The following is a 23,660-nucleotide window of genomic DNA, read 5'->3' as shown; positions in this document are numbered from 1 at the left end:
GGCCTACATTCACGTCGTTGTAGGCCGGGTTCGCGAAGCCGCCACCCGGCAAAATCAACAGCTTAGTGGTGCAACATCTCTTCTACAACCTGCTCTTTGTACATCTCGTTAGGATAGTAGGTCGGCCAGTTATCCATCTCTTTCAGCAGCGCGTCGTGTGAGGTATTGCCCATAAAGATATGGAAGTGCGCAGAGGCTTTCGGCGCGATGGTGTGGTCGCTGAACTGCACGAATTTCGGTGCCTTACTGCTGGCGTCCTTACACTCGAACAGATAACGCACCCCTTTTTTGCCTGAGGTGTAGGTCAAAATTTTGTAGCCACTGTAGTCATAATGGCAACGGCTGACCTCTTTGCCCTTATGGAATTCCATCACGTTATCTTCGATGCCGATGGTGTCGACGTCGGTCGCATAGCCGGTGCGGTAGTAGGCTTTCACTTCATCAAAGGATTTGCTTTTGTCTTTTTCCGCTTTCTTTTTGAAAACCGGATCCAGCGAGCCGTCGAGTAAGAAAGGATAGACCGACTGCCAGACGCCGTCCCAGTCGGACAGTTTTCTGTCCTTAACGTCTTTGTCTTCAAAAACGCCGTTTGCCGCTTTCTGCTCCGCTTCCGTCATCTGGTGACCGTGCGAATGCGCAAACAGCTGGCCGCTGACCAGCAGGGCCCCCAGAGTCATTGCAAATTTTCCAATATGTGCAGCCACAACAAAACCCTCACTCCGTGTTATAAGAGTGAGGCATGTTATATTATAACATTTCAGATAACAACCAGACTTCGCTGGCGATTTGCGTGACCAGCCGTACTTTGTCCCACTGCTGATCTTCACTCAGGCTGTTGCCCTCTTCCGTGGAGGCAAAACCGCACTGCGGGCTGAGGCAAATTTGCGCTTTGGCGACGTACTGCGACGCCTCTTCCAGACGCGCTTTAACGCCCTCCGGGTTTTCCAGCTCGCCGTTTTTAGTGGTAATAAGCCCCAGCACCACCTGCTGTTTGCCCGGACGCACAAATCGTAATGGCGCGAAATCACCGCTGCGATCGTTATCATATTCCAGGAAGAAGGCATCGACGTTGACGGTGCCGAACAGGGTTTCTGCCACCGGTTCGTAGCCCCCTTCGGAGATCCACGTCGAGCGGAAGTTACCGCGACAGACATGCAGACCAATGGTCAGATCCTCCGGCTTGCCTTCCAGCGCCTTGTTCAGCACGCGCGCATAGATACGCGCCAGTTCGTCGGGATCATCCCCGCGCTCGCGGATCTGCCGGCGCTGGTCGTCTGAACAGAGATACGCCCAGACGGTGTCATCCAGCTGCAGATAGCGACATCCCGCCTCATAAAACGCGTGGATCGCATCGCGCCAGGTGGTCGCCAGGTCGTCAAAATAGACGTCAAGATCCGTATAAACCGTCGCATCGATATCTTTGCGACCGCCCCTGAAGTGCAGCACGCTCGGGCTTGGGATAGTCATCTTCGGCTGCGCGTTGCCGCTGATGCTTTTCAGATAACGGAAATCTTCCAGCATAGGATGGTCGCCAAAGCCGAGCTTGCCGGTCACGCGAACCCCGTGAGCTTTGGTCTGCACACCGTTAAACTGAATGCCCTGCTGCGAATCGTAGCGTTCGACGCCCTGCAAACCGTCGAAGAAATCGAAGTGCCACCAGGCCCGACGAAATTCGCCGTCGGTGACAACATGCAGGCCGCAGGCGCACTGTTGTTCGACAACATGACGGATGGCCTCATCTTCCACGGCCCGCAGCTGCCCGGCATCAATTTCACCCCGGGCGAACTGCACGCGAGCCTGCTTAATGGCATCCGGGCGTAAAAAACTGCCGACTACGTCGGCGCGGTATGGGGCGTGTTGTCGCTGCATAGCAATCTCCTTTGGCTGTCGGTAATAGTTGCCGACAGTGATAATTCAGCATTTTAATTTTAGACTTCTGGATGTCTAAATGTCCAAAAAAGATGACATACCTGCCGCCTGGCGACAACTGAGAAAATTTCACGGGTGTTGAAATAAATTCATCATCACGGCGCGACAGGGGAATGTTGCGCCGCAAATTCGAACTGTTCGTCCTCCCAGCCGGTGATGCCACCGAGCATGATTTTGACCGGCCGACCCAGGCGCGCCAGCTGCAGCGCCGCTCTGTCCGCCCCGTTACAGTGCGGGCCAGCGCAGTAAACCACGAACAGCGTTCCGGCCGGCCAGTGCGCCATGCGCTCTTCGGTCATCTGCCGCCAGGGCAAGTGCAGCGCACCGGGTATGTGACGGCGGGCAAACTGCTCATTACTGCCGACGACGTGCAGCAGCACAAAGTCCTGCTCAGGGTTGTTTAGCGCATGATGGACGTCCGCGCAGTCCGTCTCGACGCTCAGCCGGCGCAGAAAGTGCGCCGCAGCGTCCTGCGCCCCGGCAGCCGGAAATTCAGTAACATAGCTCATGATCCTTCCTCATTGTTGGCGTTTGTGTTACCACTACTTTATTGAATAATTCAGCCAGTGAATGCCCCCGTTTATGCCAGAAAACAGCCAAAAGATGACAACCTTACGTCAGCAAACCGGCCCCCGCGTCGTCGCCCTGGCCTACGACGGGTTATGCACTTTTGAGTTCGGCGTGGCGGTGGAGATTTTTGGCCTCCCGCGCCCGGAAATGGGCGAATCCTGGTATCGGTTTGCCGTTGCGGGCGTTGACGAGGGCGAACTGCGGGCCACAGGCGGGATACGGATCGTGACGGATGGCAATCTGAGCCTGCTTGATGACGCCGACCTGGTCATCATTCCCGGGTGGCGTGGCGTGGATGAGCCGGTTCCACCGGCGCTTTGTCAGGCACTGCGCGTGGCGAACGCCCGCGGCTGCCAGGTGCTTACCATCTGCTCCGGCGTCTTTGTTCTGGCGGCAACCGGCCTGCTCGACGGGCGAAAAGCCACCACCCACTGGCGCTACATCGACACGCTGAAAACGCGCTTTCCAGCGATTAACGTGGTTGAAGATGTGCTGTATCAGGATGAGGGGGATATGTTGACCTCCGCGGGCAGCGCGGCAGGTATTGATTTATGTCTGCATGTGGTGCGCCGGGATTACGGCCTCGAGGCGGCCAACCGGGTGGCGCGCCGGCTGGTCATTCCCCCGCACCGGGACGGTTCGCAGACGCAGCAGCCCAACCACCCGGTCGCCCAGCTGCGTGAGAGCAAACGCCTTGGTCAGCTGTTTGATTATCTCCACCAGCACCTGAGCTCACCGCACACGGTTGACGCGCTGGCGCAGCGGGTTGGCATGAGCCAGCGGACATTCCTGCGGCGCTTCCAGGATGCCACCGGTACGACGCCCACGCGCTGGCTGCTGAATGCGCGCCTGATGCAGGCGAAGGCGTTTCTGGAACACAGCCGCTTAAGCGTCGAGAGCATTGCAGAGCAGACGGGATTCGGCCAGGCAAGCACGCTTCGTCACCACTTCCGCCTGCAGTTTTCGCAAACACCGGCCCAGTACCGTAAAGCCTGTGCGCTAAAAGCCCGGTAAAACGGCAAAAAAAAACCGCCATAATCTGGCGGTAAATGCTTGCATGGATAGATTTGTATTTTGGTCTCTACGTCCCGACACATCAGGCCGGGCTGCGGAACATCCAAACTCTACCATCCAGTGATTCAACAGAGACTAAACAACATTTAGCCTGGCTGCGTATTAATTTGCAGATAACGCATCAGCCCCACCGTTGCACTCTGTTTTGCCTCATCATTGATAGCTTCGAGATAAAACGGACGTGAAACCCCGTACGGTGCACGGTCGGCTGGATACACGGCAAACTGGAATGTTTTACCACTAGCCTGGGTGGTGCAACCTAATTCCCAGTATTGATCGTTCTTTTTTGTACTATTGCAGGCGACCCGGCCCACGTCGCTGGTCAAATAGGAACTTACGCGTGTTTCTGCAGACTGAATATATTCGGGTTTGTCGTCCCAGGAATAGCTCACACAGGCTGTAACGCCCAGTGCAATGACAAGTAGCGCAACACCTAATACCTTACCCATTAAATCGTACCCATTCCTTAGTCAGAAGATTCTTATTATATATCAAAAACTGATAAATCTAAGTGATGATTGCACACCATAAATGGCAGTGACATTTTGCCCATTAAATGCTCTGACCAGACATAAATTGACGTTTGCTTTGCGCTTATTTGAATAATCGAATAATAACCTGAGGGAATTATCGGCATGATAGCGGCAAATGTTATTTGGTGGTGAAGATATGTTGAAGCAAGGGTTATCTATTGTAATGCTTGTGTGCGCACTGTTTTCAGGCCAGTTGATGGCTGGACATAAAGGGCATGAATATTTGTGGGTCAGGACGGTCGATCACCAGCTTCGCCATGAGGCGGACAGTGATGAGCTTAGAGCGGTTGCGGAGGAGTCAGCGGAAGGTCTGCGCGAACACCATTCCTGGCAGAAGTCGCGCAAACCGGAGACCTATTTTCGCTAATTAGCTTTTACGTTTTGGCAGGGTTTTCAGCAGCTCGTCAGGGCTGACGGAGGCCACGATGCTGCCCGGCTGCGGCATTTTGAAGATGTGATTTTTCATTTTGCCAATGACGTGCATTTCACACGGGCGGCAGTCAAATTTCAGGGTTAACACCTCGTCCCCGTTGACCAGCTGCATCGGCGTGGCTTTCCAGCTTTTGATATTGCCTTTTGCCTGTTTCGGGCAGAGGTTAAAGGCGAAGCGCAGACAATGTTTGGTGATCATCACCGGGACATCGCCTTTCTCTTCATGCGCCTCGTACGCCGCGTCGATCAACTGCACACCGTGGCGGTGGTAAAACGCCCGTGCTTTGTGGTTGTAGACGTTCGCCAGGAAGGATAATTGGGTGTCAGGGTAAACGGGCGCAGGCACGGTTTCTGCTTTACGGCTGCCGCGCGGATACTGGGCCAGGCGCGCCGCGTCCAGCATGTCTGCCGTTTCACGGCGGAACTGGTTTAACAGGCTGTTCGGGACAAACAGCGCGTCCGCCAGTTTCACGTCGATGTTGCGGGCGTAGTACAGCGTCTGCCCCAATTTCGCCACGCCATCCTTCAGGTTGTTCAGCGCTTTTTCCGGATTGGTCGCGACGTCAAACATGCCGTCGAGGGTATGCGTAACGCTAATACCGTCCTCACAGGTCATGGTCAGGATCAGCTGCTCTTCCCAGCCCCCCAGCTCAATATCGACCGCAATACGGCGCTCGCTGGAGGTTTTCAGCAGCGCCTGCTGCCAGTTGTGATCGAGGTTACGGTTGAGCGCAGCATGGGGACGCGCTTTGAAGAGATCGGCAGGCATTTCGTTGGGCCAGACGCGATAGCGGTTTTCCCCGGTCTTCTCCACCGTGTTGGCGCGGAATCCCACCACGTCACGTTTGATCATTACGTTCAGGCCATCGCCGTTTGCCAGCGGCTCGGTCGCTTCTACATCCAGATAGTCTTTCGCGACTTTCAGCACTTCGCCAACCTGCAGACCGACAAATTTCGGTGAATCGAACGCGCCGATATCCCCTTTACGCGCGTTCACGAAGTAGTCCGTGCTGCCGCGGTGGAAAGTTTTATCCGTGGACGGGATAAAGAAATGCTCTGTCCGCCCCGCCGACGCGCGCGCCAGATCCCCGCGATCGTCGATGATCGCATCCAGCATCTGGCGGTAATGCGCGGTGATGTTCTTCACGTAGCTCATGTCTTTGTAGCGACCTTCAATCTTGAAGGAGCGCACGCCAGCGTCGATCAGCGCGCCAAGATTGGCCGTCTGATCGTTGTCTTTCATCGACAGGAGGTGTTTTTCGAACGCGACGACGCGGCCCTGATCGTCTTTCAGGGTATACGGCAGACGGCAGGCCTGCGAGCAGTCTCCGCGGTTAGCGCTACGCCCGGTCTGGGCGTGAGAAATGTTGCACTGACCGGAGTAGGCAACGCACAGCGCGCCGTGAATGAAGAACTCAATCGTCGCATCCGTTGCCTGGTGAATATCGCGGATCTGGTTCAGGTTCAGCTCTCGCGCCAGAACGATTTGCGAAAAACCGACGTCAGAGAGGAACTTCGCCTTTTCCACGGTACGGATATCGCACTGGGTGCTGGCATGAAGCTCAATCGGTGGGATGTCCAGCTCCAGCACGCCCATGTCCTGAACAATCAGAGCATCCACGCCCGTTTCGTACAGGTCGGTGATCAGACGCTGCGCAGGCTCCAGTTCATCATCATGAAGAATGGTGTTCAGGGTCACGAACACCTTTGCGCCGTAGCGGTGGGCGAACGGAACCAGACCGGCAATATCGCTCAGGCTGTTGCTGGCGTTATGGCGGGCACCAAAGCCCGGGCCGCCAATGTAGACGGCATCGGCACCGTGAAGGATCGCTTCACGGGCGATGGCGGCGTCGCGGGCCGGGCTTAACAGTTCAAGATGATGGGAGTGCAGGCGCATACTTCGTCGTTATCCGTTATGGTCAAAATGGCGGCTATTGTAGTCAGAACTCTGCGCCAACGGAACCATTTTGCGTACCCTCAGCGGGGATAATGGATCAGCGAATGAAAATGCACGGTGCGGGTGCCGCTGTTGCGGTAGGCGTGCGGTTTGTCGCCCGCAAAACGGACCCCGGAATCGGCGACGATCGTGCGCCACACACCGTCGATGTTCATCTCCAGCTCGCCGCTTATCACCACCACATGTTCAATCACCCCGGCCTCGTGGGGCGTGGATTCGCTCAGGGCACCCGGTGCCAGGGTAATGGAGAAATGGTCAAACTTTAATGCCTCATCCCAGGGAAACAGCGGTTTCACCACCATCGCCTGCTGCTGAGGGTCGTAAACCGCCGGGGATTCAGCCTCTGGCGTAATGAATGCCGAAAACGGCACGTTCAGGCCGGTGGCAATCTTCCACAGCGTCGAGACCGTCGGGCTGGATTCGTTGCGTTCAATCTGCCCCAGCATCGCTTTTGAGACGCCGGTCTTTTCCGCCAGCATCGATAAACTCCATCCGCGCGCCTGGCGTAGCGCCTTCAACGTGGATGCAAGGTGTTGTGTCATGTCCATAGTCCCTCCGTTACCGGATAGCATACCACTTGTGCGCTATAACGCACAGTGATACCGTATATCGGACGTTATAACGCACAACGGAGTTTTTTATGCGCAGTCCCTCTCCTCTCTTCCCAGCCATGCTGGCCGGGTTCGTTGCCGTACTGGTCGGGTACGCCAGCTCGGCGGCCATCATCTGGCAGGCTGCCGCTGCTGCGGGTGCCAGCGCGCAGCAGATTGCCGGCTGGATGACTGCCCTCGGGATTGGCATGGGGATCAGCACCCTCGCGTTGTCGTGGTGGTACAAAGCGCCGGTGCTGACGGCCTGGTCAACGCCCGGCGCGGCGCTGCTGGCCACCAGCCTGCACGGCATCACGCTTTCGGAAACCATCGGCGTTTTTATCTTTGCCAATGCGCTGATCCTGTTGTGCGGCGCGACCGGGCTGTTTGCGCGCCTGATGCAGCTGATCCCCCATTCACTCGCCGCGGCGATGCTGGCCGGGGTATTACTGCATTTTGGCCTGCAGGCTTTCAGCCATCTTGACGGTCATCTTCTGCTCTGCGGCAGTATGCTGCTCGCCTGGCTGGTCGCGAAAGCCCTTGCGCCGCGCTATGCCATCGTCGCGACATTACTCACTGGCATCGCAGCGGCATGGGCCGGAGGTGACATTGTCACAAATAAGATTGTTCTCTCTTTCGTCATGCCTGAGTTTGTGGCACCGACCTTCTCTTTCAGCAGCGTAATGAGCATCGGGTTACCCTTCTTCCTCGTCACCATGGCCTCACAAAATGCCCCCGGTTTTGCCACCATGAAGGCGTCCGGGTATCCGCTGGCGGTATCACCGCTGATGATTTTTACCGGCGGGCTGGCCCTGCTGCTTTCGCCCTTCGGCGTGTTTTCGATCTGTATCGCCGCCATTACCGCGGCCATCTGCCAAAGCCCGGATGCACACCCGGACGCCGGTAAACGCTGGATAGCGGCCGCCGCCGCAGGGGTGTTTTACCTGCTGGCCGGTCTGTTTGGCGGCTCCATCACCGTGCTGATGGCTGCCCTGCCGTTGAGCTGGATCCAGACGCTGGCCGGGCTGGCGCTGCTCAGCACTATCAGCGGCAGCCTTTACCAGGCGTTGCACAACGAAACGGAGCGAGACGCAGCCATTATCACCTTTCTGGTGACCGCCAGCGGCGTAACGATGATGGGGATTGGTTCGGCGTTCTGGGGGCTTATTCTGGGCGGACTATGCTACGGCGTGTTTTCACACCTTCGTCGCGCGTAACTGTGACGGAGTGACGCCCAGCACGCTGCGAAAGCGGTTACTGAAATGGCTGGCGGAGTTAAATCCGCAGGCCATCGCGATATCGGTGAGCGGCATGGCGGTGTGCTGGATCAGCGCTTTGGCCTTTTCCATCCGCCGGTGCATGACGTACTGGTGCGGGGCTTGCCCCATCGACTGGCGGAACATCCTGGCGAAATGATATTCGCTCAGCGCCGCCTGGCTTGCCAGATCCGCCAGGGTCAGCGGCTGCGCGAGGTTTTCCTCGATAAACGCCACCACGTTGCGCAGTACAAACGGCGATAGCCCGCCGGTCACCACCGGCAGTTTCCACTGCACGTTGGCGTAATTCTGCAAAAGATGGGTCAGCAGCAGCGTTGATGCCGTGCTCAGGGTGAGCTGATTGGCTTTTTGCTGCCAGTCGCAGCCAAGCAAAAACTGCCGGTACAGGGCGGTAATTTTTGGGTCGCTGCCGAAGATTTTTTCGTCCAGCGTGAGCGACAGTGGCCGTTTGTCCCAGATCTTCTCCCCGACGTCCCGTAAATGTTCGTCGGTACAGTAGAGATGCACAAACGACAGGTCATCGCGGATATCCCAGGTCGATTCGCTCTCTTTGGGCATCAGGCAAAAACGATCGGGGCCGCCGCCGTTCTTCCAGCCGCCCGGCGTTTTTTGGTAACTCTCGTAACCGTCTGCCACGTACAGGCTCAGCGTATGGTGGTTACTTTTAACGGTGATCGTATCGTGCTTGTTGTACCACGCCGCCAGCTGAATGCCGGAGTTGAGCGCCACGGTTTCCCGAAGCACCGCGTTCTGCTGGCGTAGCGTTTCAAAGGTGTCGTAAGCGTGAGACATGGCCGTTAACAGGTGATTAATCAGAGTGTCAGTCTAAGAAGTGTTGCAGCCACTTGCCAGATCCCGGCGGATAAAAAAGCGCAAGAATTTGCAAGTCCTGCGCAAACCGTTGAAAGCCAGCCCGGGAAGAACGCGCCACACTCTCCTTTTCGCCGTGACGTAAGAGAGGAACAATGAACGCACTACTGTACGGGCTGGTGGTTATCATCTGGGGAACCACCTGGATCGCCATTTTTCTGCAACAGGGGCCGGTTGCGGCGCCCGTGTCGATTTTCTGGCGCTTCGCCGTCGCCAGCGCCACGATGATGATCGTGTTGATTGCCCTGCGTCGCTTGCGCAGGCTGGCGGTACGGGATCACCTCTTCTGCGTACTTCAGGGATGTTGCGTCTTCTGTTTCAACTTCTGGTGTTTTTACACCGCAGCGGCGCATATCAACACCGGACTGGAGTCAGTTATCTTCTCGATGGCGGTGCTGTATAACGCCATTAACAGCTTTCTCTTCTTCGGGCAGCGCCCGCCGGCACGATTCTGGACGGCAGCCGCGCTGGGCCTGACGGGAATTGTCACCCTCTTCTGGGACGATCTGCTGGCGAGCGGCTGGAGCGCCTCGCTGCTGACCGGGATTGGCCTTTCAGCGCTTGGTACCTATGGGTTCTCGCTGGGCAATATGATCAGTATGCGTCATCAGCGCAACGGGCTGGAAACCATGACGACCAACGCCTGGGCGATGCTTTACGGAACGGTAATCATGGGCGTCATTGCGTTGTTCCGCGGCGATAGCTTTGTGCCGGAGTGGACGGTGACCTACCTGGGCGCTCTGCTGTATCTTGCCCTGTTCGGATCGGTGATTGCGTTTGGCGCGTACTTTACGCTGGTGGGACGCATCGGCCCCGGCAAAGCGGCTTACAGTACGCTGCTGTTTCCACTGGTGGCGTTGACTATCTCAACGTTTTACGAGGGGTATGTCTGGCACATGAATGGGATCGTGGGGTTAGTGCTGATCCTGGGCGGGAATATGGTGATGTTTACCAAACCGGAGACCTGGTTCAGACGTCTGCGGATGGCGTGAAAAATAAGGCCTGCACATTGCAGGCCTTATCCATTATTTCGCAGTCTTATTCACATCAAACATGGTGGCGTCCGTCGCCATGTCATCAACCACCTGCTTCAGCGTCTGGAAGGTCAGCGGCGTATTTTCATTCGCCAGCTCTTTCCCTTCTCCTTTACGAACCACCTTCACCACCGGTTTGTTGGTGGCGGCATCAATCAGCTCACCTTCAAAGAACAGATGCGTGTCCATGGTGCGATGCCCGGTCGCCATCTGCGTGCCGGCCACGACCAGCGCAACAGGAACCACTTCGTAGAACTGCAGCCCCTCTTTCTGCGAGCTGACGCCGGTGATTGCGCCACGGAAGATCAGGCTGTGTTTACCCGGGGTGGTGACAATCTGTTTACGCTGGGCAACGGCCGCTTTCAGCTTGTCGTTGGTGTAATTGCGCAACTCATCAAGCGTGCGTTTACCAATCTGCGTAGTGGGTTTGGGTTCCGGATAATAGGTAATCGGCGTCCAGATAATGCTGTCGTAATTATCGGGGTTATACGACGGATCTACCCAACGCAGCGTGGGTTTCCCCGTCGCAGACGTTGTTTGTTGCAAGCCAGAGTAGTCTTTTAAAAAACCAGAAAACTGGTCAGGTGCTGCGACTTTAGAGGCACAGCCCGCCATTGCCAAAAGGCCGGAGAGCAACGCGACCTTAAACAGGGAATGAGTACGCATGATGGGATTCCAGGTTATCTGCAAGTATGCAATTGAAGTTATAGCAAAAAAGGGGGGCGTCTGTTGTGGCAAAAAATGACGATGGCAGCACAAAATGCGAAAAGATTGCCCGGCGCGCCGGGCAATTCAGATATTACTTATTCATATCCACCTGCCAGAAAAGATGTTTGCCAAACGGGTCAATTTCGTAGCCTGTCACCTCTTTTCGCACCGGCTCGAAAATGGTGGAATGCGCAATCATCACGGCGGGCATCTGGTCATGCATCATCTGCTGTGCCTCTTTATACAGCGCGACACGTTTATCGCGATCGGTTATCGATTTTGCTTCGGCGATAACCTTGTCGAACGGCTTATAGCACCACCTGGCCGAGTTCGACCCGCCATTCGCCGAGGTACAGGTAAACAGCGGCCCGAAGAAGTTGTCCGGATCCCCCGTCGCGGTGGTCCAGCCCATTAACGCCGCCTGATGTTCACCGCCCTTCACGCGCTTGAGGTATTCCCCCCACTCATACGTCACGATTTTGGTCTGCACGCCGATCTTCGCCCAGTCTGCCTGAATCATCTCTGCCATGCGTTTTGCGTTGGGGTTGTACGGACGTTGCACTGGCATCGCCCACAGGTCGATGCTCACCCCGTTGGCGAATCCGGCCTCTTTTAAGAGCGCTTTTGCCTTCTCAGGATCCCAGGCGTAATCCTTGAGCTTATCGTCCGCGCTCCAGACGCCCGGCGGCAGCAGATTTTTCGCCTCCGTACCGGTGCCGTGGAACACCGCATCAATGATCGCCGGTTTGTTGATCGCCATTGCCAGCGCCTGGCGAACTTTTACGTTATCCAGCGGCGGCTTCTGGGTGTTGAAAGCGAGAAAACCGGTGTTGAGCCCGGCCTTGCTCATCAGGTTGATGTCCTTGTTCGCCTTCATGCGCGGCAGATCTGCCGGGTTCGGGAACGGCATCACCTGACACTCGTTCTTCTCGATTTTGGCAAACCGCACCGAGGCATCCGGCGTGATGGTGAACACCAGACGATCGAGCTTTGATTTGCCCTGCCAGTATTCCGGGAACGCCGTGAACAGGATGCGGGAATCCTTCTGGTATTGCGCCAGCTTAAACGGCCCGGTGCCAATCGGATCCATGTCCACCTTCTCTGGCGTGCCCGCTTTAAGCATCGCGTCAGCATATTCCGCTGACAGGATCGAGGCGAAATACCAGGCCAGGTCAGCCACGAACGGCGCTTCCGGATGGGCCAGCGTGAAGCGCACCGTATGGTCATCGACCTTGTCGATAGCGACGATCAGGCTGCCGAACTCCAGGCTCTCGAAGTTGGAATAGCTGCCATTAGAGACGTTATGGTAAGGATGATTGACGTCTTTCTGGCGCATGAACGAAAAGATCACGTCGTCGGCGTTGAAGTCGCGCGTCGGCGTAAACGCTTTGTTGCTCTGGAATTTAACGCCTTTACGCAGGTGGAAGGTATATACCTTGCCGTCCTCGCTCACCTCCCAGCGTTCTGCGAGGCTCGGTACCAGCTCCGTGGTGCCCGGTTTAAAATCCACCAGCCGGTTATAGACCGGTACAGCGCTGGCATCCACGCTGGTGCCGGAGGTATACAGTTGAGGGTTGAAGTTTTCTGGCGATCCTTCGGAGCAATACACCAGCGTTTTTGCCGCGACGGTGGAACTGACCGTCAGCGCAGCAAGTGCCAGAGTTAACGTTGTAAGTTTGCAATTCATTGGCTGATCCTGTCTTTTTAATTCGACGGCTAATTAATTCTTTTGCCATTTCATAAATAACATTAAAGTGAGATTGCAAACACCTGATAAAACAAAAAAGAAGGAATCACTATGGCTTCCCCCCTCTCCAGACAATTAACCCAACGCTTTTTCCGCTATCTCGCCATTACCAGCCAGAGCGATCCGAAAGCGAAAACCCTGCCCTCCACGCCGGGCCAGCATGACATGGCGCGTGAGCTGGCTAACGAGTTGAAAGAGCTGGGTTTAAGCGACATAGCGATCGATGAATTCGCCACCGTCACCGCGGTAAAAAAAGGAAATGTTGAGGGCGCACCACGAATTGGATTTATCACCCATATCGATACCGTTGATGTCGGATTATCACCGGATATTCATCCACAAATATTAACCTTTCGCGGTGAAGACCTCTGTTTGAATAAAGAGAAAGACATCTGGCTTCGCGTAAAAGAGCACCCTGAAATTCTGGCTTACCCTGATGAAGAGATTATTTTTAGCGACGGAACCAGCGTATTAGGCGCAGATAATAAATCCGCCGTTACCGTGGTCATGACCCTGCTTGAAAACCTGACGGCAGAACATCGCCATGGCGAAATTGTCGTGGCGTTTGTGCCCGACGAAGAGATTGGATTGTGTGGTGCCAAAGCGCTGGACCTGGCACGTTTCGACGTGGACTTTGCCTGGACCATCGACTGCTGTGAGCTGGGCGAGATTGTGTATGAGAACTTCAACGCCGCAGCGGCGGAGATCCGTTTCACCGGCGTCACGGCGCACCCGATGTCAGCCAAAGGCGTGCTGGTAAACCCGCTGCTGATGGCCGCTGATTTCATCAGCCATTTCGATCGCCAGCAAACCCCGGAATGCACCGAGGGACGTGAAGGTTATATCTGGTTCAACGGCATTCAGGCCGGGCAAAGTGAGGCGGTGCTCAAGGCAAACATTCGTGATTTCGATACCGCAAGCTTTGCCGCACGTAAACAGCAGATCGCAAGCGTGGCAGAGAAGATAGCCGCGCAGCACCCAACGGCCAGGGTCGCATTCCACATTGAGGATACGTACAGCAACATCAGCAACGCGATTGGGGAAGACAGGCGCGCCATCGACCTGATGTTTGAGGCCATGAGGTCGCTTGGCATTGCGCCAAAACCGACGCCCATGCGCGGCGGTACGGACGGCGCAGCGCTGTCAGCCAAAGGGCTGCTGACCCCGAACTTCTTTACCGGTGCCCATAACTTCCATTCGAAGTTTGAGTTTCTCCCGCTCAGTTCGTTCGAGGCCTCTTACCACACCGCCCTTCAGCTCTGTCTGCTGGCCGCGCGTTAAGCTGGCTTGCGCGCCAGAAGCGTGGCGAAGCGCAGTTTAATGCGGTTGCCGTTCTCGTCGGTGCGGTGTAACTCACCAACCTCTTCGTTGTACTTGAGCAACTCCCAGCCTTCATAGTAGTTGCTCAGTTCGCCCGTTTTGAACGCGAACGGGAAGCCCACGGTGCAAGGATAATCCTCCGTGTCCATCGCGGCGACAATCAGGTTATACCCGCCCGGTTTGGTGCACTGCTGCATATTGGCAATCAGGCCGGGAATGGTCTTCGCTTCCAGGAACATCATCACCACGGTGGAGAGGATAAAATCGTACTCGCCGTCAAAGCTGAGGGTGTTCAGGTCTTTGATCGCCGTCTGCAGATGGCTAATCCCTTCTGCCGCTTTGATGCGCTCGATGTTATCAATGCTCATGGGATTTTTATCCCAGGCGGTCACATCATAGCCGTTGGCCGCCAGATACAGGCTGTTGCGCCCGTTACCGCAGCCCAGATCAAGGGTTTTACCCGGCTTGACGATCCCGGCGCTGTACAGCACCTCAGAGTGCGTACGGGTGAGGCCATATTTTTCGGTGAAGTAGTTCTCATCAACAGTCATTTCTTTTCCTCAGATTGCATAAGCTGTGCTTTGTCAGCGCGCACCAGAAGTTTGCCCTGCATCAGCAAGATAAACGTACGAACCAGCAGCATCGCAATGATGATGTTGGTCAAAATAAACAGCGGAATGGCGATGGCGTGAAAGAAGCCCGACGGGCTGCTATGCCCTAAGTGCAGGCCGGTGGTTGCCAGCGCGGAGACGCCGAACGAGAAACTCCAGAACGACGCGTTAAAGGGTTGAGACAGATACCACGGCATCAGGCGCAGCATAAACAGCAACTGCAATAAACCGTAGCCGAACAGCATTTTGGCAAAGGTATCGGCATCGCCCCCGTTTACGTTCAGCCAGGCGCTGCAGGCGACCAGCGCGGGCGCAAGCTGTATACCGAGCGAGGTACGAAGGGCTGACGGCAGTTCGCCAGCACTGCGCAGGCGTTGTAAAATCACCGGCTCGAGGCTAAGCCACGAAAATATCCCCGCCCCGAGAAACACCAGGCCCGCATCGTTAAACCCGAGCGCCCCGCAGGCCATCGCGCTAATAAAGTTATTGGCCACGGTAGGCAGATACAAACCGGGCGTGGTCGCCTCTTCCGGATGTTTCCCCCGCCACAGCCCTGCACTTTGCCACGCCGCATAGCCGAGCTGTATCACCACGCCAGCGACGAATAACACCAGCGACAGCGGACGATACCAGGGGACAAAACCGATCGCCACCAGCATGGTTGTGGCCGGAAAAAGGCTGACGAAGCTGCTCATCACTGGATGGCGCATCTCTGCCAGCACGCTGTGCGGAAACCGGATTGCGCGGCTGATAAACGCCAGCGTCAGTAAAAACCAGATTGCCACTGCCAGCGCGACCAGTATATCGCCGGGCCAGTGCGACACCGGCCAGAGTGTACTGGCATAGCGCCACGCAAAGCCCATCCCAATGGTTCCCAGCACCATGCCGAAATAGCCTGCGGGCAAGTTAAGAGCTTGTTGGGAAGTGTTATTTTTATGCATTTATTTGATATTTTAAAATGTATTTGAAATGCCATTTTAAGGGGTTTCCGCACGGGACGCCAGCACTTCGAAACGCGGAAAATTTGCTACGTTTAGTAAAGACGCTTTTCAGAGAAAACAGAATGAAAAAATACCGGCTTAGCGACGAGACGCGGATCTGGCACAGCCAAAACGACGAGCCCCGCTCCCCGATTATCTTACGGCAGCTTATCGCCACAATGGATTTCAACGATGTCGCCAGCGGCACCAAAGGCGGCTGGGTTGAAGACGAGAGTGCCCTCGCGCACGAAGGGCACTGCTGGATATACGATGAAAACAGCGTAGTGTTTGCCGGCGCACGCGTTTGCGACAACGCCCGGATCACCCAACCCTGCGTGATAAGCCATCGCGCGCAGGTAGGCGGCAACAGCTGGCTGGATGCGGCGCAGGTCAGCCATGGCGCGATAATAAGTGACAACGTCACCATCCAGCAGGCAATTGTGCGTGGCGAATGTCATATTTACGGTAACGCCCGCGTGCTTCACCACAGCCAGGTTATCGCAGCCAAAGGGTTAACCCCTGACCACGAGCAGATCCTGAAGATTTACGGCAATGCGACGGTGAGCGAATCGCGCATCGTTCATCAGGCGCAAATATACGGTGAAGCAATGGTGAGCAATGCCTTTGTTGAACACCGTGCGGAGGTGTTCGACCACGCCATTCTTGAGGGTAACGAACTTAATAACGTCTGGGTTTGCGACTGCGCAAAGGTCTACGGTCACGCCCGACTGATAGCGGGAAAAGAAGAGGACGCCATACCGACCCTGCGCTACAGCTCGCAGGTTGCAGAGAACGCCGTGGTCGAGGGGAACTGCGTGATCAAACATCATGTGCTGATCGGCGGTCAGGCGTGGTTACGCGGCGGGCCGATTCTGATAGACGACCGCGTGGTGATCCAGGGCCGGGCGCGCATCACCGGCGATGTGCTGATCGAGCATCGTATTGAGATAACAGACGATGCCGTTATAGAGGCGTTTGCAGGCGAGAGCATTCACCTGCGCGGCGAGAAGGTTATCAACGGCAGGCAGCGGATCACCCGCACGCCCCTGCTGGGTGCGCTATAGCGCGACGATTTTCGCGTACAGGTTAACGTCGTCAAAACGACCATTAAGGAACTCGGCCTGGCGCAGACAGCCTTCGAGCGTAAAACCGTTACGCTGTGCGACGCGGTTACTGTTGTGGTTAGCAACCCGACATTTGATGACGAAGCGACGAATTTCGCCGCGCCCGGCGTAGTAACGTATAAAGGCCTGCAGCGCCTGAGACACAATCCCCTGCCCCTGATGCCCTTCATCCAGCCAGTAGCCGATGTATCCCGTTTTGTTTGCCGGTTCGATTGCGTTAAATGACAACACGCCCGTTAACTGATCATCGAGAAAAATCAGGAACATTTTGGCGTAACCACGCTGATGCAGCATCTGATTGCTCTGCACGTTACGCCGGGTGTCGTCTTCACTGCCGACGTGTTGCGCCCAGTCGAAGGCGGTTTGTAGCCAGGCTTTGTTTTTGACAACTAAATGATGCAGGTCGGAGGTATAGCGTTCGTCGACGGCGCGAAGTTCAATATTCGGGGTGACGGGTATGATTTCTGAAGACATGTTCCCTCTCAATGGCCAGGTGGCGGACGCTGAAGGCACTGTCAGTGCCGGGTAAGCGTTAGCACCACCCGGCACTATGCCATAAGGACTAACGCATTACCCTGTCGTCAACGTAGTTGCGTTTATCAGGCGCGGGCGGGAAATACTGATACAGCCAGGTTTCGCTGATGGCGTCGCCCTGACAGCGCAGGAACATCCGCATATCCACCGGCTCCGTGGAATCCGAGGTGGGGTACCAGTCAAACAGAATGCGATACCCGTCGAACGGCTCAACGTAGAGGATCTCAACCTGTCTGGCTTCACCGCTGGAGAGTGTAATTACCGGCTCAATACCTTTTGGTGCAGCGGCTTTCAGATCGCCCCCAACAAAATCAATGGCGAAGCGACGCGCCCACACTTTCGGGTAGTGTTCGCCCGGTGCCCAGCCTTCCGGGAAGCCGCCCATGCCGGTGCGGGTGGCGTAGACGTTTGCCAGCGGAGAACGTACCGGCGGCTGTGCGCTCCAGTAGAGGCGATATTTGAAATCCAGCTCGTCCCCCGCCTTAATCGCTTTCTCCGGCTGCCAGAAGCAGACCACGTTATCCAGCGTTTCGCCCGTGGTAGGGATCTCCATCAGCCCGACCGCCCCCTTGCCCCAGTTATTACGCGGCTCAACCCACAGGCTCGGGCGTTTGTTGTACCAGCCCATGATGTCCTGATAGTGGGAAAAATCACGGTCAAGCTGTAGCAGACCAAAGCCCTTCGGGTTTTTGTCCATGTAAGCGTTGAACTGCAGTTTCTGCGGATTGTTCAGCGGGCGGCAGATCCACTCGCCGTTGCCGCGCCACATGGCCAGACGGTCAGAGTCGTGAATTTGCGGGTGAATGGTGTCGCACATGCGGCGTTCGTTATTGCCACAGCTAAACATACTGGTCATCGGTGCGATACCGAGCTGTTTGATGTCTTTACGCGCGTAGAGGTGGTTTTCTACGTCCATGATCACCTGGCTCTTTTCACAGTGGATCACGAACTTGTAGGCACCGGTGATGCTTGGGCTGTCCAGAAGCGTGTAGACGGTAAAGGTGGTATCACCAGGTTTAACGGTTTCAAACCAGAATGCGGTGAAGTCCGGGAACTCTTCCGGCGTATCGGTAAAGGTATCGATAGCCAGCCCGCGCGCCGACAGGCCGTACTGGTAGGTGTCATCCACCGCGCGGAAGTAGCTTGCGCCGAGGAATGAGACGATATCGCGACGCGCCAGCTCCGGTGCTTTAAAGGCGCGGAAGCCCGCAAAGCCCAGGTCGCTTTGCCCTTCCAGCTGTCTGGTGTCGACCCCCGTGTCGCCGTAGCTAAACAGCTCCGGACGGAAATGGATCTCACGCGCCTGGGAGGTGGTTTGATCCAGGGAGAACATCCGTACGCGACGGCGGAAGCCCATGCCCATATGGAAGAATTGCACGTCCAGCTGGCGGCCTTCGATGTTATTCCACAGCGACTGCTTCTCATCATAGCGAATAGCGTTGTAGGCCTGCGGGGTCATGGTCGCCAGCGTTTCCGGCAGCGGACGCGGTGCACCACCCCACGGGGTTTTCGCCAGGTCGTGCGCCATAGATTGCAGAACAGAGAAGTCGAAACGACGGCTCTGGCCGTCAGCTATGTCAGAGTCTGCAGCATATGCTGCCTGAGAAAACAGGGAAGCCAGGCCAGAGGTGCCGCTCAGGGCGGCCATAGCCAGTGAGCCTTTTAAAAAACGTCTGCGATTCATGCCTGAGAAAACGTCCTTATGGTCGTGTGAATGTATTTCGCACAGGGCGAAACGACGGCAAGAAAGAACGCACAGCCTAAACAAAAACGGTTAGAAATCCAATTGTTGGCCGGTGATTATCTGAACAAAGTATGAAATATTTTCTGTCGACCAGAACGGCCTGAAAGTGGTGTAAAGAACGGTATAGCGTCATGTAAAAAAGTACCCGGCTGGACATCGACAGCCGGGACAAAGCGAGGCGGTTATTTCACGCTGACATCGATACCCGGGAAGTACTTATCAGCGAGTTTAGCGATCGTGCCATCGGCACGTACTTTATCGATAGCGGCATCAAGCTGCTTTTTGGTGGCCTCATCCCCCTTACGCAGCCCAAAGCCGATCCCACTGCCGAGGATGGTGTCGTCCGACACCGGTTTGCCAATAAATCCAAACCCTTTACCCTGCGGCTTGCTCAGGAAGCCTGCCTGCCCGGCCGCGGACATCACCAGCGAGGCGTCGATGCGGCCATTCAGCAAATCTCCCCACGCCATATTCTGATCTTTATAAGACACCACGGTGACACCCTGCTTTTCCCAGTGCTCTTTAGCGTAGGTTTCCTGAATAGAGCCTTGCAGAACGCCGATGGTTTTACCCTTCAGTCCTTCTGGCGTCGCGTCTATCGCACTGCCGGCTTTGCCGACCAGTTGCGACGGAATACGGTAAATCGGCTGGGTGAAATCGATGCTTTTCTCGCGCTGCGCGGTGATGTTCATCGCTGAGTTAATCGCGTCAAATTTCTTCGCCACCAGCCCCGGAATGAGCGCATCAAATGAGGTTTCTACCCAGCTGCATTTCAGCGCCGCCGCTTTGCAGATGGCATTACCCAATTCCACGTCGAACCCTTCGAGTTCACCCGAGGCATTGCGACTTTCAAACGGCGGATATTCTGCTTCCAGCCCGTAACGCAGCTCGGTGGCCGCAAACGACGAGAACGAACACAGCAGTCCCATGCCGACAACTAACGCGCGTAATTTCATCTCAAACTCCTTAGCGTGGTTTAACCCGACACAGGGCCTGGGCACCTGCCCGTAACGTCGCCTCGTCTTTAGCAAAAGAGAGGCGGATCAACTTATTGTCCGTGCCGTCGGCATAAAACGCCGACAGCGGAATGGTGGCAACGCCGCACTCGGTGATCAGCCGTTTCACCAGTTCGCTGTCGCGCTCATCACTGAACGAACGGTAGTCTGCCAGCAGGAAGAACGATCCCGCACTCGGCAGCAGCCTGAACGGTGACTCTGCCAACAAACTTTGCAGCAGGTCGCGCTTACGCTGATAAAACGCCGCCAGCGACAGCCAGGTTTGCGGATCGGTCATGTGCTCGGCAAAGGCGTGCTGCATAGGGGTATCGGCAGAAAACATCAAAAATTGATGGACCTTGCAGATCTCCTCCATCAGCTCCGCGGGCGCAACGCAGTACCCCACTCGCCAGCCGGTGACGTGATAGGTTTTCCCAAACGAGGAGACAATCACGCTGCGCTCAGCGAGCTGCGGGTGCGTCGCCATGCCGTGGTGCGGCTGGCCGTCGAACACCACATGTTCGTACACTTCATCAGACAAAATAATGATGTCGGTATTGCGCGTGAGGGCTAAAAGCTGCTGCAGGTCGTCTGTCGAGAAGACCTGCCCGCTCGGGTTATGCGGCGTGTTGACGATGATCATCCGGGTTTTCGGGGTGATGGCCGCGCGAACCTCGTCCCAGTCGACGGCAAAATCTGGCACGGTCAGCTTGATGGCGACGGGCGTGGCACCCTGCAAACGCACAATCGGGGCGTAGCTGTCGAACGAGGGTTCGAAGTAAATCACCTCATCGCCCGGATGCACCAGGCCGCCAATCGCCGAGTAAAGGCCTTCGCTGGCGCTGGCGGTCACCAGCACCTCCGTGCCGGGATCGTATTGCGTGCCGTACAGCGTACCGATTTTCTCTGCGATCCGCTCCTTCAACAACTGCAGGCCGGTCATCGAGGCGTACTGGTTATGCCCGGCTTCCATGGCGCGGGTCACGCCAGCGACCAGGCCAGGATCGCAGGAAAAATTCGGTGCGCCCTGAGACAGGTTGATGGCGTTATGCTGAGCGGACAACTGGCCGATAACGGTAAAAATGGTGGTCCCCACGTCAGGCAATTTTGAGCGAGTTTGCACCGGGGTTCGTATAGTCATCCTCTGTCCTTCTCATGGTGAGTGCATAACTATTCAAACAACATCTGAGCTGTTGGAACAACCGAATTGTTGTCATAATAGCCATGAGAAAAATGCATAGCTGAGGAGTTTTTATGTCGCGCCGCTCGTTCCCGCTCAACGCCGCTGATGCATTTCTGGTCACCGCGCGGCATCTTAATCTAACCCACGCCGCCAAAGAACTCTGTCTGACGCAGGGCGCGGTAAGCCGTAAAATAGCGGCGCTGGAGACGTGGTTCGGCTTTCCGCTGTTTGAACGCCACGCCCGCGGGCTGCGGCTCTCATCCCAGGGAAGCGCCCTGCTTCCGGAATTGCAATCTGCCTTTGAGCATCTGCTGACGGTGGCCGATCGCGCGCGAACGCACCAGACCGTGATCCGCCTGAAAGCGCCCACCTGCGCCATGCGCTGGCTGGTGCCGCGTCTGCTTCAGGTTGAACGTGAACAGCCGGATCTGCAGATCGCGCTCACCACCACGACCGATCATAACGTCAATTTCAAAACCGAGTCCTACGATGCGGCAATCGTCTTTGGCACCCACATGAGCGCGGGCGATCTGCTGTTTGAAGAGGCCTTAACCCCGGTAGTAAGCCCGCAGCGCGCGGACGTCGCGCCTGAGTCCTTAACCTTTCTGCACCCGACCCGCGACAGAACGGACTGGTCATTATGGCTGGCACATCAGGCGCAGCCGGTCGCAGCCATGCTCAAAAATCAACACTTCGATACAATGGATCTCGCCATTACCGCGGCGATTCAGGGGCTGGGGATGGCGATTGCCGACGAAACGCTGGTGGAGGAGGATATCCGCGCCGGACGGCTGACGCGGCCTTATGACACCAGTATTAAAACCGGGGCGAGTTACCGCCTGGTATGGCGCGACTCGCCCGGTCAGGAAGACGGACTGGCTGCGTTTCGCGCCTGCCTGCTCAGTCGAGGCTGACGTGGTGTTTCATCACCCGTTTGAAGAGGCTCATGCGCGCGCGCATAAAGCGGTTTTCCAGCCTGAAACCTGCATGTTTATTCACCCCAATACGTAGCAGCACATCCCGACCTTTTCGGCATGCGGGCCAGCGGACTGGCCCCGGCAGACTTTCGCGGGTGCCTGCATCACGGGCGAAGCTGACCCAGTAATCCGCCACCTGGGCTGCAAAATGGAGGTCGCGCTCATTCACATAGTGACGAGACGGCTCAACCTGCCCGAGCGTATCAAACACGTAAGGAACTTCATTGCCGTGCCAGGCACCGTTGACGTAGGTGGCATGTTCCGCTTCTGCCACATAATCAAACCAGTAGCGCCAGCAGAGCGCTCCGGCGCGCTGCTGCGCCTGCATCACCACGTATCCCATGGTGGTAAATGCCATGTCGCGGCACACCTGCCTGCCCAGCTCTTCATCCCCCTTCACGCCGGGATAGAGCAGCTTGATCAGCCCCAGCCCAAAACGTCTTTCGCGCCGCAGCTTCTGGATCTGCCCGGCGAGATCGATACCAAAGACCGCCATGACGCTGGCCTCGTCGCTGTTCGAGCCAATCATGATCGGCATCGGATGTTGACGGGCGGCAAAGAAGACATCCAGCATCGCTTCCGGCAACACGCAATCACCAACGATGGGCGCAGGGGCGATATTCAGCGGAGCCGTTAGCGGCCAGAAAGCCTCAGGCGGAATGGCGCGCAGCTCATCGGCCGTGGCGTTCTCAAGGCCAAAGTGGTGGGCCAGCGCTTGCCCTTTCTTCAAAGCCTGTTCGCGCGGCGTGTCCGGCAAGGTGTAGCCACTTTGCACAATTGCCTTATGGAAAAGCCCTTTCGCCAGCGGAGACGCCAGCAGCGACAGCACGCTGCGTGCACCGGCGGATTCACCAAACAGGGTGATGGCGTTCGGGTCGCCGCCAAAGGCAGCAATGTTATCGCGTACCCAGTTCAGGGCGGCGATTTGGTCGAGCAGCGCAAAGTTATGCACCACGCGCTCCTCCTCCCCCTCCAGCGCGGGATGCGCGAAAAAGCCAAGATGACCAAGCCGATAGTTGAGGGTTACGACTACCACGTCGCGCCGGGCCAGCGCTTTCCCCTGATAGGGAGGCAACCCACCCGCACCGAGAGTAAAGCCCCCGCCGTGAAGCCATACCATCACCGGGCGCGGCGAGGTGCGCGCAGCCGGTGACCACACGTTGAGGTAGAGGCAATCTTCCGAAAACATGCCGGGATCGCCGCCGCCGAGCTGCTGACAATATTCGCTGCTTTGCCAGCTCGACGGGGAAAACGCCGTGGCCTGACGAACGCCCTCCCAGCGCTCAGGCGCGCGCGGTGAGCGCCAGCGCCAGGCACCGACAGGCGGTGCGGCATAAGGGATACCGCACCAGACGTGAACATCCTCATCTGTAAAACCAAGCAGCGCGCCCTGGCGCGTTTCAACCACAGGGGCGGAGGGATTATGCATACTCACCTTCTTTTTCCATCACACCCTTGCAGAGTAACGATT

23 protein-coding genes are annotated in these 23,660 nt (G+C 56.5%); 7 read left to right on the top strand and 16 right to left on the bottom strand.

Going from position 1 to position 23,660, the window contains the following annotated elements; all coding sequences use genetic code 11:
* Positions 1 to 62 precede the first annotated feature (62 nt).
* From zinT to QLG21_RS10985, 3 genes are all read right to left on the bottom strand, one after another.
* Positions 63 to 704, bottom strand: a complete 642-nt coding sequence (zinT, locus tag QLG21_RS10995; protein WP_058608793.1) for a metal-binding protein ZinT — start codon at positions 702 to 704, stop codon at positions 63 to 65.
* Positions 705 to 747: 43 nt separating this feature from the next.
* The gene (locus QLG21_RS10990; RefSeq protein WP_282484377.1) at positions 748 to 1,869 is read right to left on the bottom strand and encodes a cobalamin-independent methionine synthase II family protein; all 1,122 of its coding nucleotides are present in this window, start codon (positions 1,867 to 1,869) and stop codon (positions 748 to 750) included.
* A gap of 155 nt (positions 1,870 to 2,024) precedes the next feature.
* Complete coding sequence (locus QLG21_RS10985) at positions 2,025 to 2,438, bottom strand: rhodanese-like domain-containing protein (protein ID WP_220710118.1); 414 nt, start codon at positions 2,436 to 2,438, stop codon at positions 2,025 to 2,027.
* 73 nt (positions 2,439 to 2,511) lie between these two features.
* Here QLG21_RS10985 and ftrA point away from each other — a divergent pair, with 73 nt between their 5' ends.
* The gene (ftrA, locus tag QLG21_RS10980) at positions 2,512 to 3,513 is read left to right on the top strand and encodes a transcriptional regulator FtrA (RefSeq protein WP_282484376.1); all 1,002 of its coding nucleotides are present in this window, start codon (positions 2,512 to 2,514) and stop codon (positions 3,511 to 3,513) included.
* A gap of 146 nt (positions 3,514 to 3,659) precedes the next feature.
* On the opposite strand, the gene QLG21_RS10975 is transcribed toward ftrA, so the two are convergent.
* A complete protein-coding gene (locus tag QLG21_RS10975) occupies positions 3,660 to 4,022 on the bottom strand; it encodes a hypothetical protein (protein ID WP_006175230.1) in 363 nt (120 codons plus the stop codon).
* 220 nt (positions 4,023 to 4,242) lie between these two features.
* Between QLG21_RS10975 and QLG21_RS10970 the strand changes: the two genes are divergently transcribed.
* Complete coding sequence (locus tag QLG21_RS10970; protein ID WP_042320546.1) at positions 4,243 to 4,473, top strand: DUF2554 family protein; 231 nt, start codon at positions 4,243 to 4,245, stop codon at positions 4,471 to 4,473.
* Here the strand turns inward: QLG21_RS10970 and QLG21_RS10965 are convergent, their stop codons facing one another.
* Both QLG21_RS10965 and QLG21_RS10960 read right to left on the bottom strand, forming a co-directional pair.
* A complete protein-coding gene (locus QLG21_RS10965) occupies positions 4,474 to 6,435 on the bottom strand; it encodes a U32 family peptidase (RefSeq protein ID WP_137848601.1) in 1,962 nt (653 codons plus the stop codon). It abuts the gene before it with no gap.
* Positions 6,436 to 6,515: 80 nt separating this feature from the next.
* Positions 6,516 to 7,043 (bottom strand): XRE family transcriptional regulator, encoded by a 528-nt coding sequence (locus tag QLG21_RS10960; protein ID WP_282484375.1) that lies wholly within the window; start codon positions 7,041 to 7,043, stop codon positions 6,516 to 6,518.
* A 92-nt stretch (positions 7,044 to 7,135) separates the two neighbouring features.
* On the opposite strand from QLG21_RS10960, the gene QLG21_RS10955 reads away from it, so the two are divergent.
* Positions 7,136 to 8,302 carry a benzoate/H(+) symporter BenE family transporter gene (locus tag QLG21_RS10955; protein WP_282484374.1) on the top strand — a complete coding sequence of 389 codons (1,167 nt, stop codon included), beginning with the start codon at positions 7,136 to 7,138 and terminating at the stop codon, positions 8,300 to 8,302.
* Here the strand turns inward: QLG21_RS10955 and QLG21_RS10950 are convergent.
* Positions 8,282 to 9,154 carry a helix-turn-helix domain-containing protein gene (locus tag QLG21_RS10950; protein ID WP_006175222.1) on the bottom strand — a complete coding sequence of 291 codons (873 nt, stop codon included), beginning with the start codon at positions 9,152 to 9,154 and terminating at the stop codon, positions 8,282 to 8,284. The genes QLG21_RS10955 and QLG21_RS10950 overlap by 21 nt on opposite strands.
* A 173-nt stretch (positions 9,155 to 9,327) precedes the next feature.
* Between QLG21_RS10950 and QLG21_RS10945 the strand changes: the two genes are divergently transcribed.
* A complete protein-coding gene (locus tag QLG21_RS10945; protein ID WP_058608799.1) occupies positions 9,328 to 10,224 on the top strand; it encodes an EamA family transporter in 897 nt (298 codons plus the stop codon).
* A 33-nt stretch (positions 10,225 to 10,257) separates the two neighbouring features.
* Here the strand turns inward: QLG21_RS10945 and QLG21_RS10940 are convergent, their stop codons facing one another.
* Together QLG21_RS10940 and QLG21_RS10935 are read right to left on the bottom strand one after the other, a co-directional pair.
* Positions 10,258 to 10,932, bottom strand: a complete 675-nt coding sequence (locus tag QLG21_RS10940) for a DUF3313 domain-containing protein (protein ID WP_006175214.1) — start codon at positions 10,930 to 10,932, stop codon at positions 10,258 to 10,260.
* A 133-nt stretch (positions 10,933 to 11,065) separates the two neighbouring features.
* Positions 11,066 to 12,661 carry an ABC transporter substrate-binding protein gene (locus QLG21_RS10935; protein WP_006175212.1) on the bottom strand — a complete coding sequence of 532 codons (1,596 nt, stop codon included), beginning with the start codon at positions 12,659 to 12,661 and terminating at the stop codon, positions 11,066 to 11,068.
* Positions 12,662 to 12,772: 111 nt separating this feature from the next.
* Between QLG21_RS10935 and pepT the strand changes: the two genes are divergently transcribed.
* A complete protein-coding gene (gene pepT, locus QLG21_RS10930; RefSeq protein WP_282484373.1) occupies positions 12,773 to 14,002 on the top strand; it encodes a peptidase T in 1,230 nt (409 codons plus the stop codon).
* Here the strand turns inward: pepT and tehB are convergent.
* Both tehB and tehA read right to left on the bottom strand, forming a co-directional pair.
* Entirely contained in the window at positions 13,999 to 14,592 is a 594-nt protein-coding gene (tehB, locus tag QLG21_RS10925) for a tellurite resistance methyltransferase TehB (RefSeq protein ID WP_006175209.1), read from the bottom strand. The two genes, pepT and tehB, sit on opposite strands and share 4 nt — an antisense overlap.
* Positions 14,589 to 15,593 (bottom strand): dicarboxylate transporter/tellurite-resistance protein TehA, encoded by a 1,005-nt coding sequence (tehA, locus tag QLG21_RS10920; RefSeq protein WP_282484372.1) that lies wholly within the window; start codon positions 15,591 to 15,593, stop codon positions 14,589 to 14,591. Before tehA ends, tehB begins: the two co-directional genes overlap by 4 nt.
* A gap of 122 nt (positions 15,594 to 15,715) precedes the next feature.
* On the opposite strand from tehA, the gene ydcK reads away from it, so the two are divergent.
* Positions 15,716 to 16,696 carry a YdcK family protein gene (ydcK, locus tag QLG21_RS10915; protein WP_101737738.1) on the top strand — a complete coding sequence of 327 codons (981 nt, stop codon included), beginning with the start codon at positions 15,716 to 15,718 and terminating at the stop codon, positions 16,694 to 16,696.
* On the opposite strand, the gene rimL is transcribed toward ydcK, so the two are convergent.
* From rimL to QLG21_RS10895, 4 genes are all read right to left on the bottom strand, one after another.
* On the bottom strand, positions 16,691 to 17,230 hold the full coding sequence (rimL, locus tag QLG21_RS10910) for a 50S ribosomal protein L7/L12-serine acetyltransferase (protein WP_282484371.1): 540 nt from the start codon (positions 17,228 to 17,230) through the stop codon (positions 16,691 to 16,693). The genes ydcK and rimL overlap by 6 nt on opposite strands.
* A gap of 88 nt (positions 17,231 to 17,318) precedes the next feature.
* The gene (locus tag QLG21_RS10905) at positions 17,319 to 18,974 is read right to left on the bottom strand and encodes a glucan biosynthesis protein (protein WP_042319778.1); all 1,656 of its coding nucleotides are present in this window, start codon (positions 18,972 to 18,974) and stop codon (positions 17,319 to 17,321) included.
* Positions 18,975 to 19,216: 242 nt separating this feature from the next.
* Positions 19,217 to 19,990 (bottom strand): transporter substrate-binding domain-containing protein, encoded by a 774-nt coding sequence (locus QLG21_RS10900; protein ID WP_058608806.1) that lies wholly within the window; start codon positions 19,988 to 19,990, stop codon positions 19,217 to 19,219.
* A 10-nt stretch (positions 19,991 to 20,000) separates the two neighbouring features.
* A complete protein-coding gene (locus QLG21_RS10895) occupies positions 20,001 to 21,170 on the bottom strand; it encodes a pyridoxal phosphate-dependent aminotransferase (RefSeq protein WP_282484370.1) in 1,170 nt (389 codons plus the stop codon).
* A 113-nt stretch (positions 21,171 to 21,283) separates the two neighbouring features.
* Here QLG21_RS10895 and QLG21_RS10890 point away from each other — a divergent pair, with 113 nt between their 5' ends.
* Complete coding sequence (locus QLG21_RS10890; protein WP_006175198.1) at positions 21,284 to 22,126, top strand: LysR family transcriptional regulator; 843 nt, start codon at positions 21,284 to 21,286, stop codon at positions 22,124 to 22,126.
* Here QLG21_RS10890 and QLG21_RS10885 read toward each other — a convergent pair.
* Positions 22,113 to 23,618, bottom strand: a complete 1,506-nt coding sequence (locus QLG21_RS10885) for a carboxylesterase/lipase family protein (RefSeq protein WP_282484369.1) — start codon at positions 23,616 to 23,618, stop codon at positions 22,113 to 22,115. The two genes, QLG21_RS10890 and QLG21_RS10885, sit on opposite strands and share 14 nt — an antisense overlap.
* Positions 23,619 to 23,660: the final 42 nt, after the last annotated feature.

Origin of the sequence: Enterobacter sp. V87_3 (assembly GCF_029967835.1) — a bacterium.
GTDB lineage: Bacteria > Pseudomonadota > Gammaproteobacteria > Enterobacterales > Enterobacteriaceae > Enterobacter > Enterobacter cancerogenus.
The sequence above is the reverse complement of the archived record's forward strand: the minus strand, read 5'-3'. Positions and strand labels throughout refer to the sequence as shown.

Coding starts and splice junctions, on each gene's coding strand:
- QLG21_RS10990 (WP_282484377.1), bottom strand. CDS start 1,869: ATGCAGCGACAACACGCCCCATACCGCGCCGACGTAGTCGGCAGTTTT.
- QLG21_RS10985 (WP_220710118.1), bottom strand. CDS start 2,438: ATGAGCTATGTTACTGAATTTCCGGCTGCCGGGGCGCAGGACGCTGCG.
- ftrA (WP_282484376.1), top strand. CDS start 2,512: ATGCCAGAAAACAGCCAAAAGATGACAACCTTACGTCAGCAAACCGGC.
- QLG21_RS10975 (WP_006175230.1), bottom strand. CDS start 4,022: ATGGGTAAGGTATTAGGTGTTGCGCTACTTGTCATTGCACTGGGCGTT.
- QLG21_RS10970 (WP_042320546.1), top strand. CDS start 4,243: ATGTTGAAGCAAGGGTTATCTATTGTAATGCTTGTGTGCGCACTGTTT.
- QLG21_RS10965 (WP_137848601.1), bottom strand. CDS start 6,435: ATGCGCCTGCACTCCCATCATCTTGAACTGTTAAGCCCGGCCCGCGAC.
- QLG21_RS10960 (WP_282484375.1), bottom strand. CDS start 7,043: ATGGACATGACACAACACCTTGCATCCACGTTGAAGGCGCTACGCCAG.
- QLG21_RS10955 (WP_282484374.1), top strand. CDS start 7,136: ATGCGCAGTCCCTCTCCTCTCTTCCCAGCCATGCTGGCCGGGTTCGTT.
- QLG21_RS10950 (WP_006175222.1), bottom strand. CDS start 9,154: ATGTCTCACGCTTACGACACCTTTGAAACGCTACGCCAGCAGAACGCG.
- QLG21_RS10945 (WP_058608799.1), top strand. CDS start 9,328: ATGAACGCACTACTGTACGGGCTGGTGGTTATCATCTGGGGAACCACC.
- QLG21_RS10940 (WP_006175214.1), bottom strand. CDS start 10,932: ATGCGTACTCATTCCCTGTTTAAGGTCGCGTTGCTCTCCGGCCTTTTG.
- QLG21_RS10935 (WP_006175212.1), bottom strand. CDS start 12,661: ATGAATTGCAAACTTACAACGTTAACTCTGGCACTTGCTGCGCTGACG.
- pepT (WP_282484373.1), top strand. CDS start 12,773: ATGGCTTCCCCCCTCTCCAGACAATTAACCCAACGCTTTTTCCGCTAT.
- tehB (WP_006175209.1), bottom strand. CDS start 14,592: ATGACTGTTGATGAGAACTACTTCACCGAAAAATATGGCCTCACCCGT.
- tehA (WP_282484372.1), bottom strand. CDS start 15,593: ATGCATAAAAATAACACTTCCCAACAAGCTCTTAACTTGCCCGCAGGC.
- ydcK (WP_101737738.1), top strand. CDS start 15,716: ATGAAAAAATACCGGCTTAGCGACGAGACGCGGATCTGGCACAGCCAA.
- rimL (WP_282484371.1), bottom strand. CDS start 17,230: ATGTCTTCAGAAATCATACCCGTCACCCCGAATATTGAACTTCGCGCC.
- QLG21_RS10905 (WP_042319778.1), bottom strand. CDS start 18,974: ATGAATCGCAGACGTTTTTTAAAAGGCTCACTGGCTATGGCCGCCCTG.
- QLG21_RS10900 (WP_058608806.1), bottom strand. CDS start 19,990: ATGAAATTACGCGCGTTAGTTGTCGGCATGGGACTGCTGTGTTCGTTC.
- QLG21_RS10895 (WP_282484370.1), bottom strand. CDS start 21,170: ATGACTATACGAACCCCGGTGCAAACTCGCTCAAAATTGCCTGACGTG.
- QLG21_RS10890 (WP_006175198.1), top strand. CDS start 21,284: ATGTCGCGCCGCTCGTTCCCGCTCAACGCCGCTGATGCATTTCTGGTC.
- QLG21_RS10885 (WP_282484369.1), bottom strand. CDS start 23,618: ATGCATAATCCCTCCGCCCCTGTGGTTGAAACGCGCCAGGGCGCGCTG.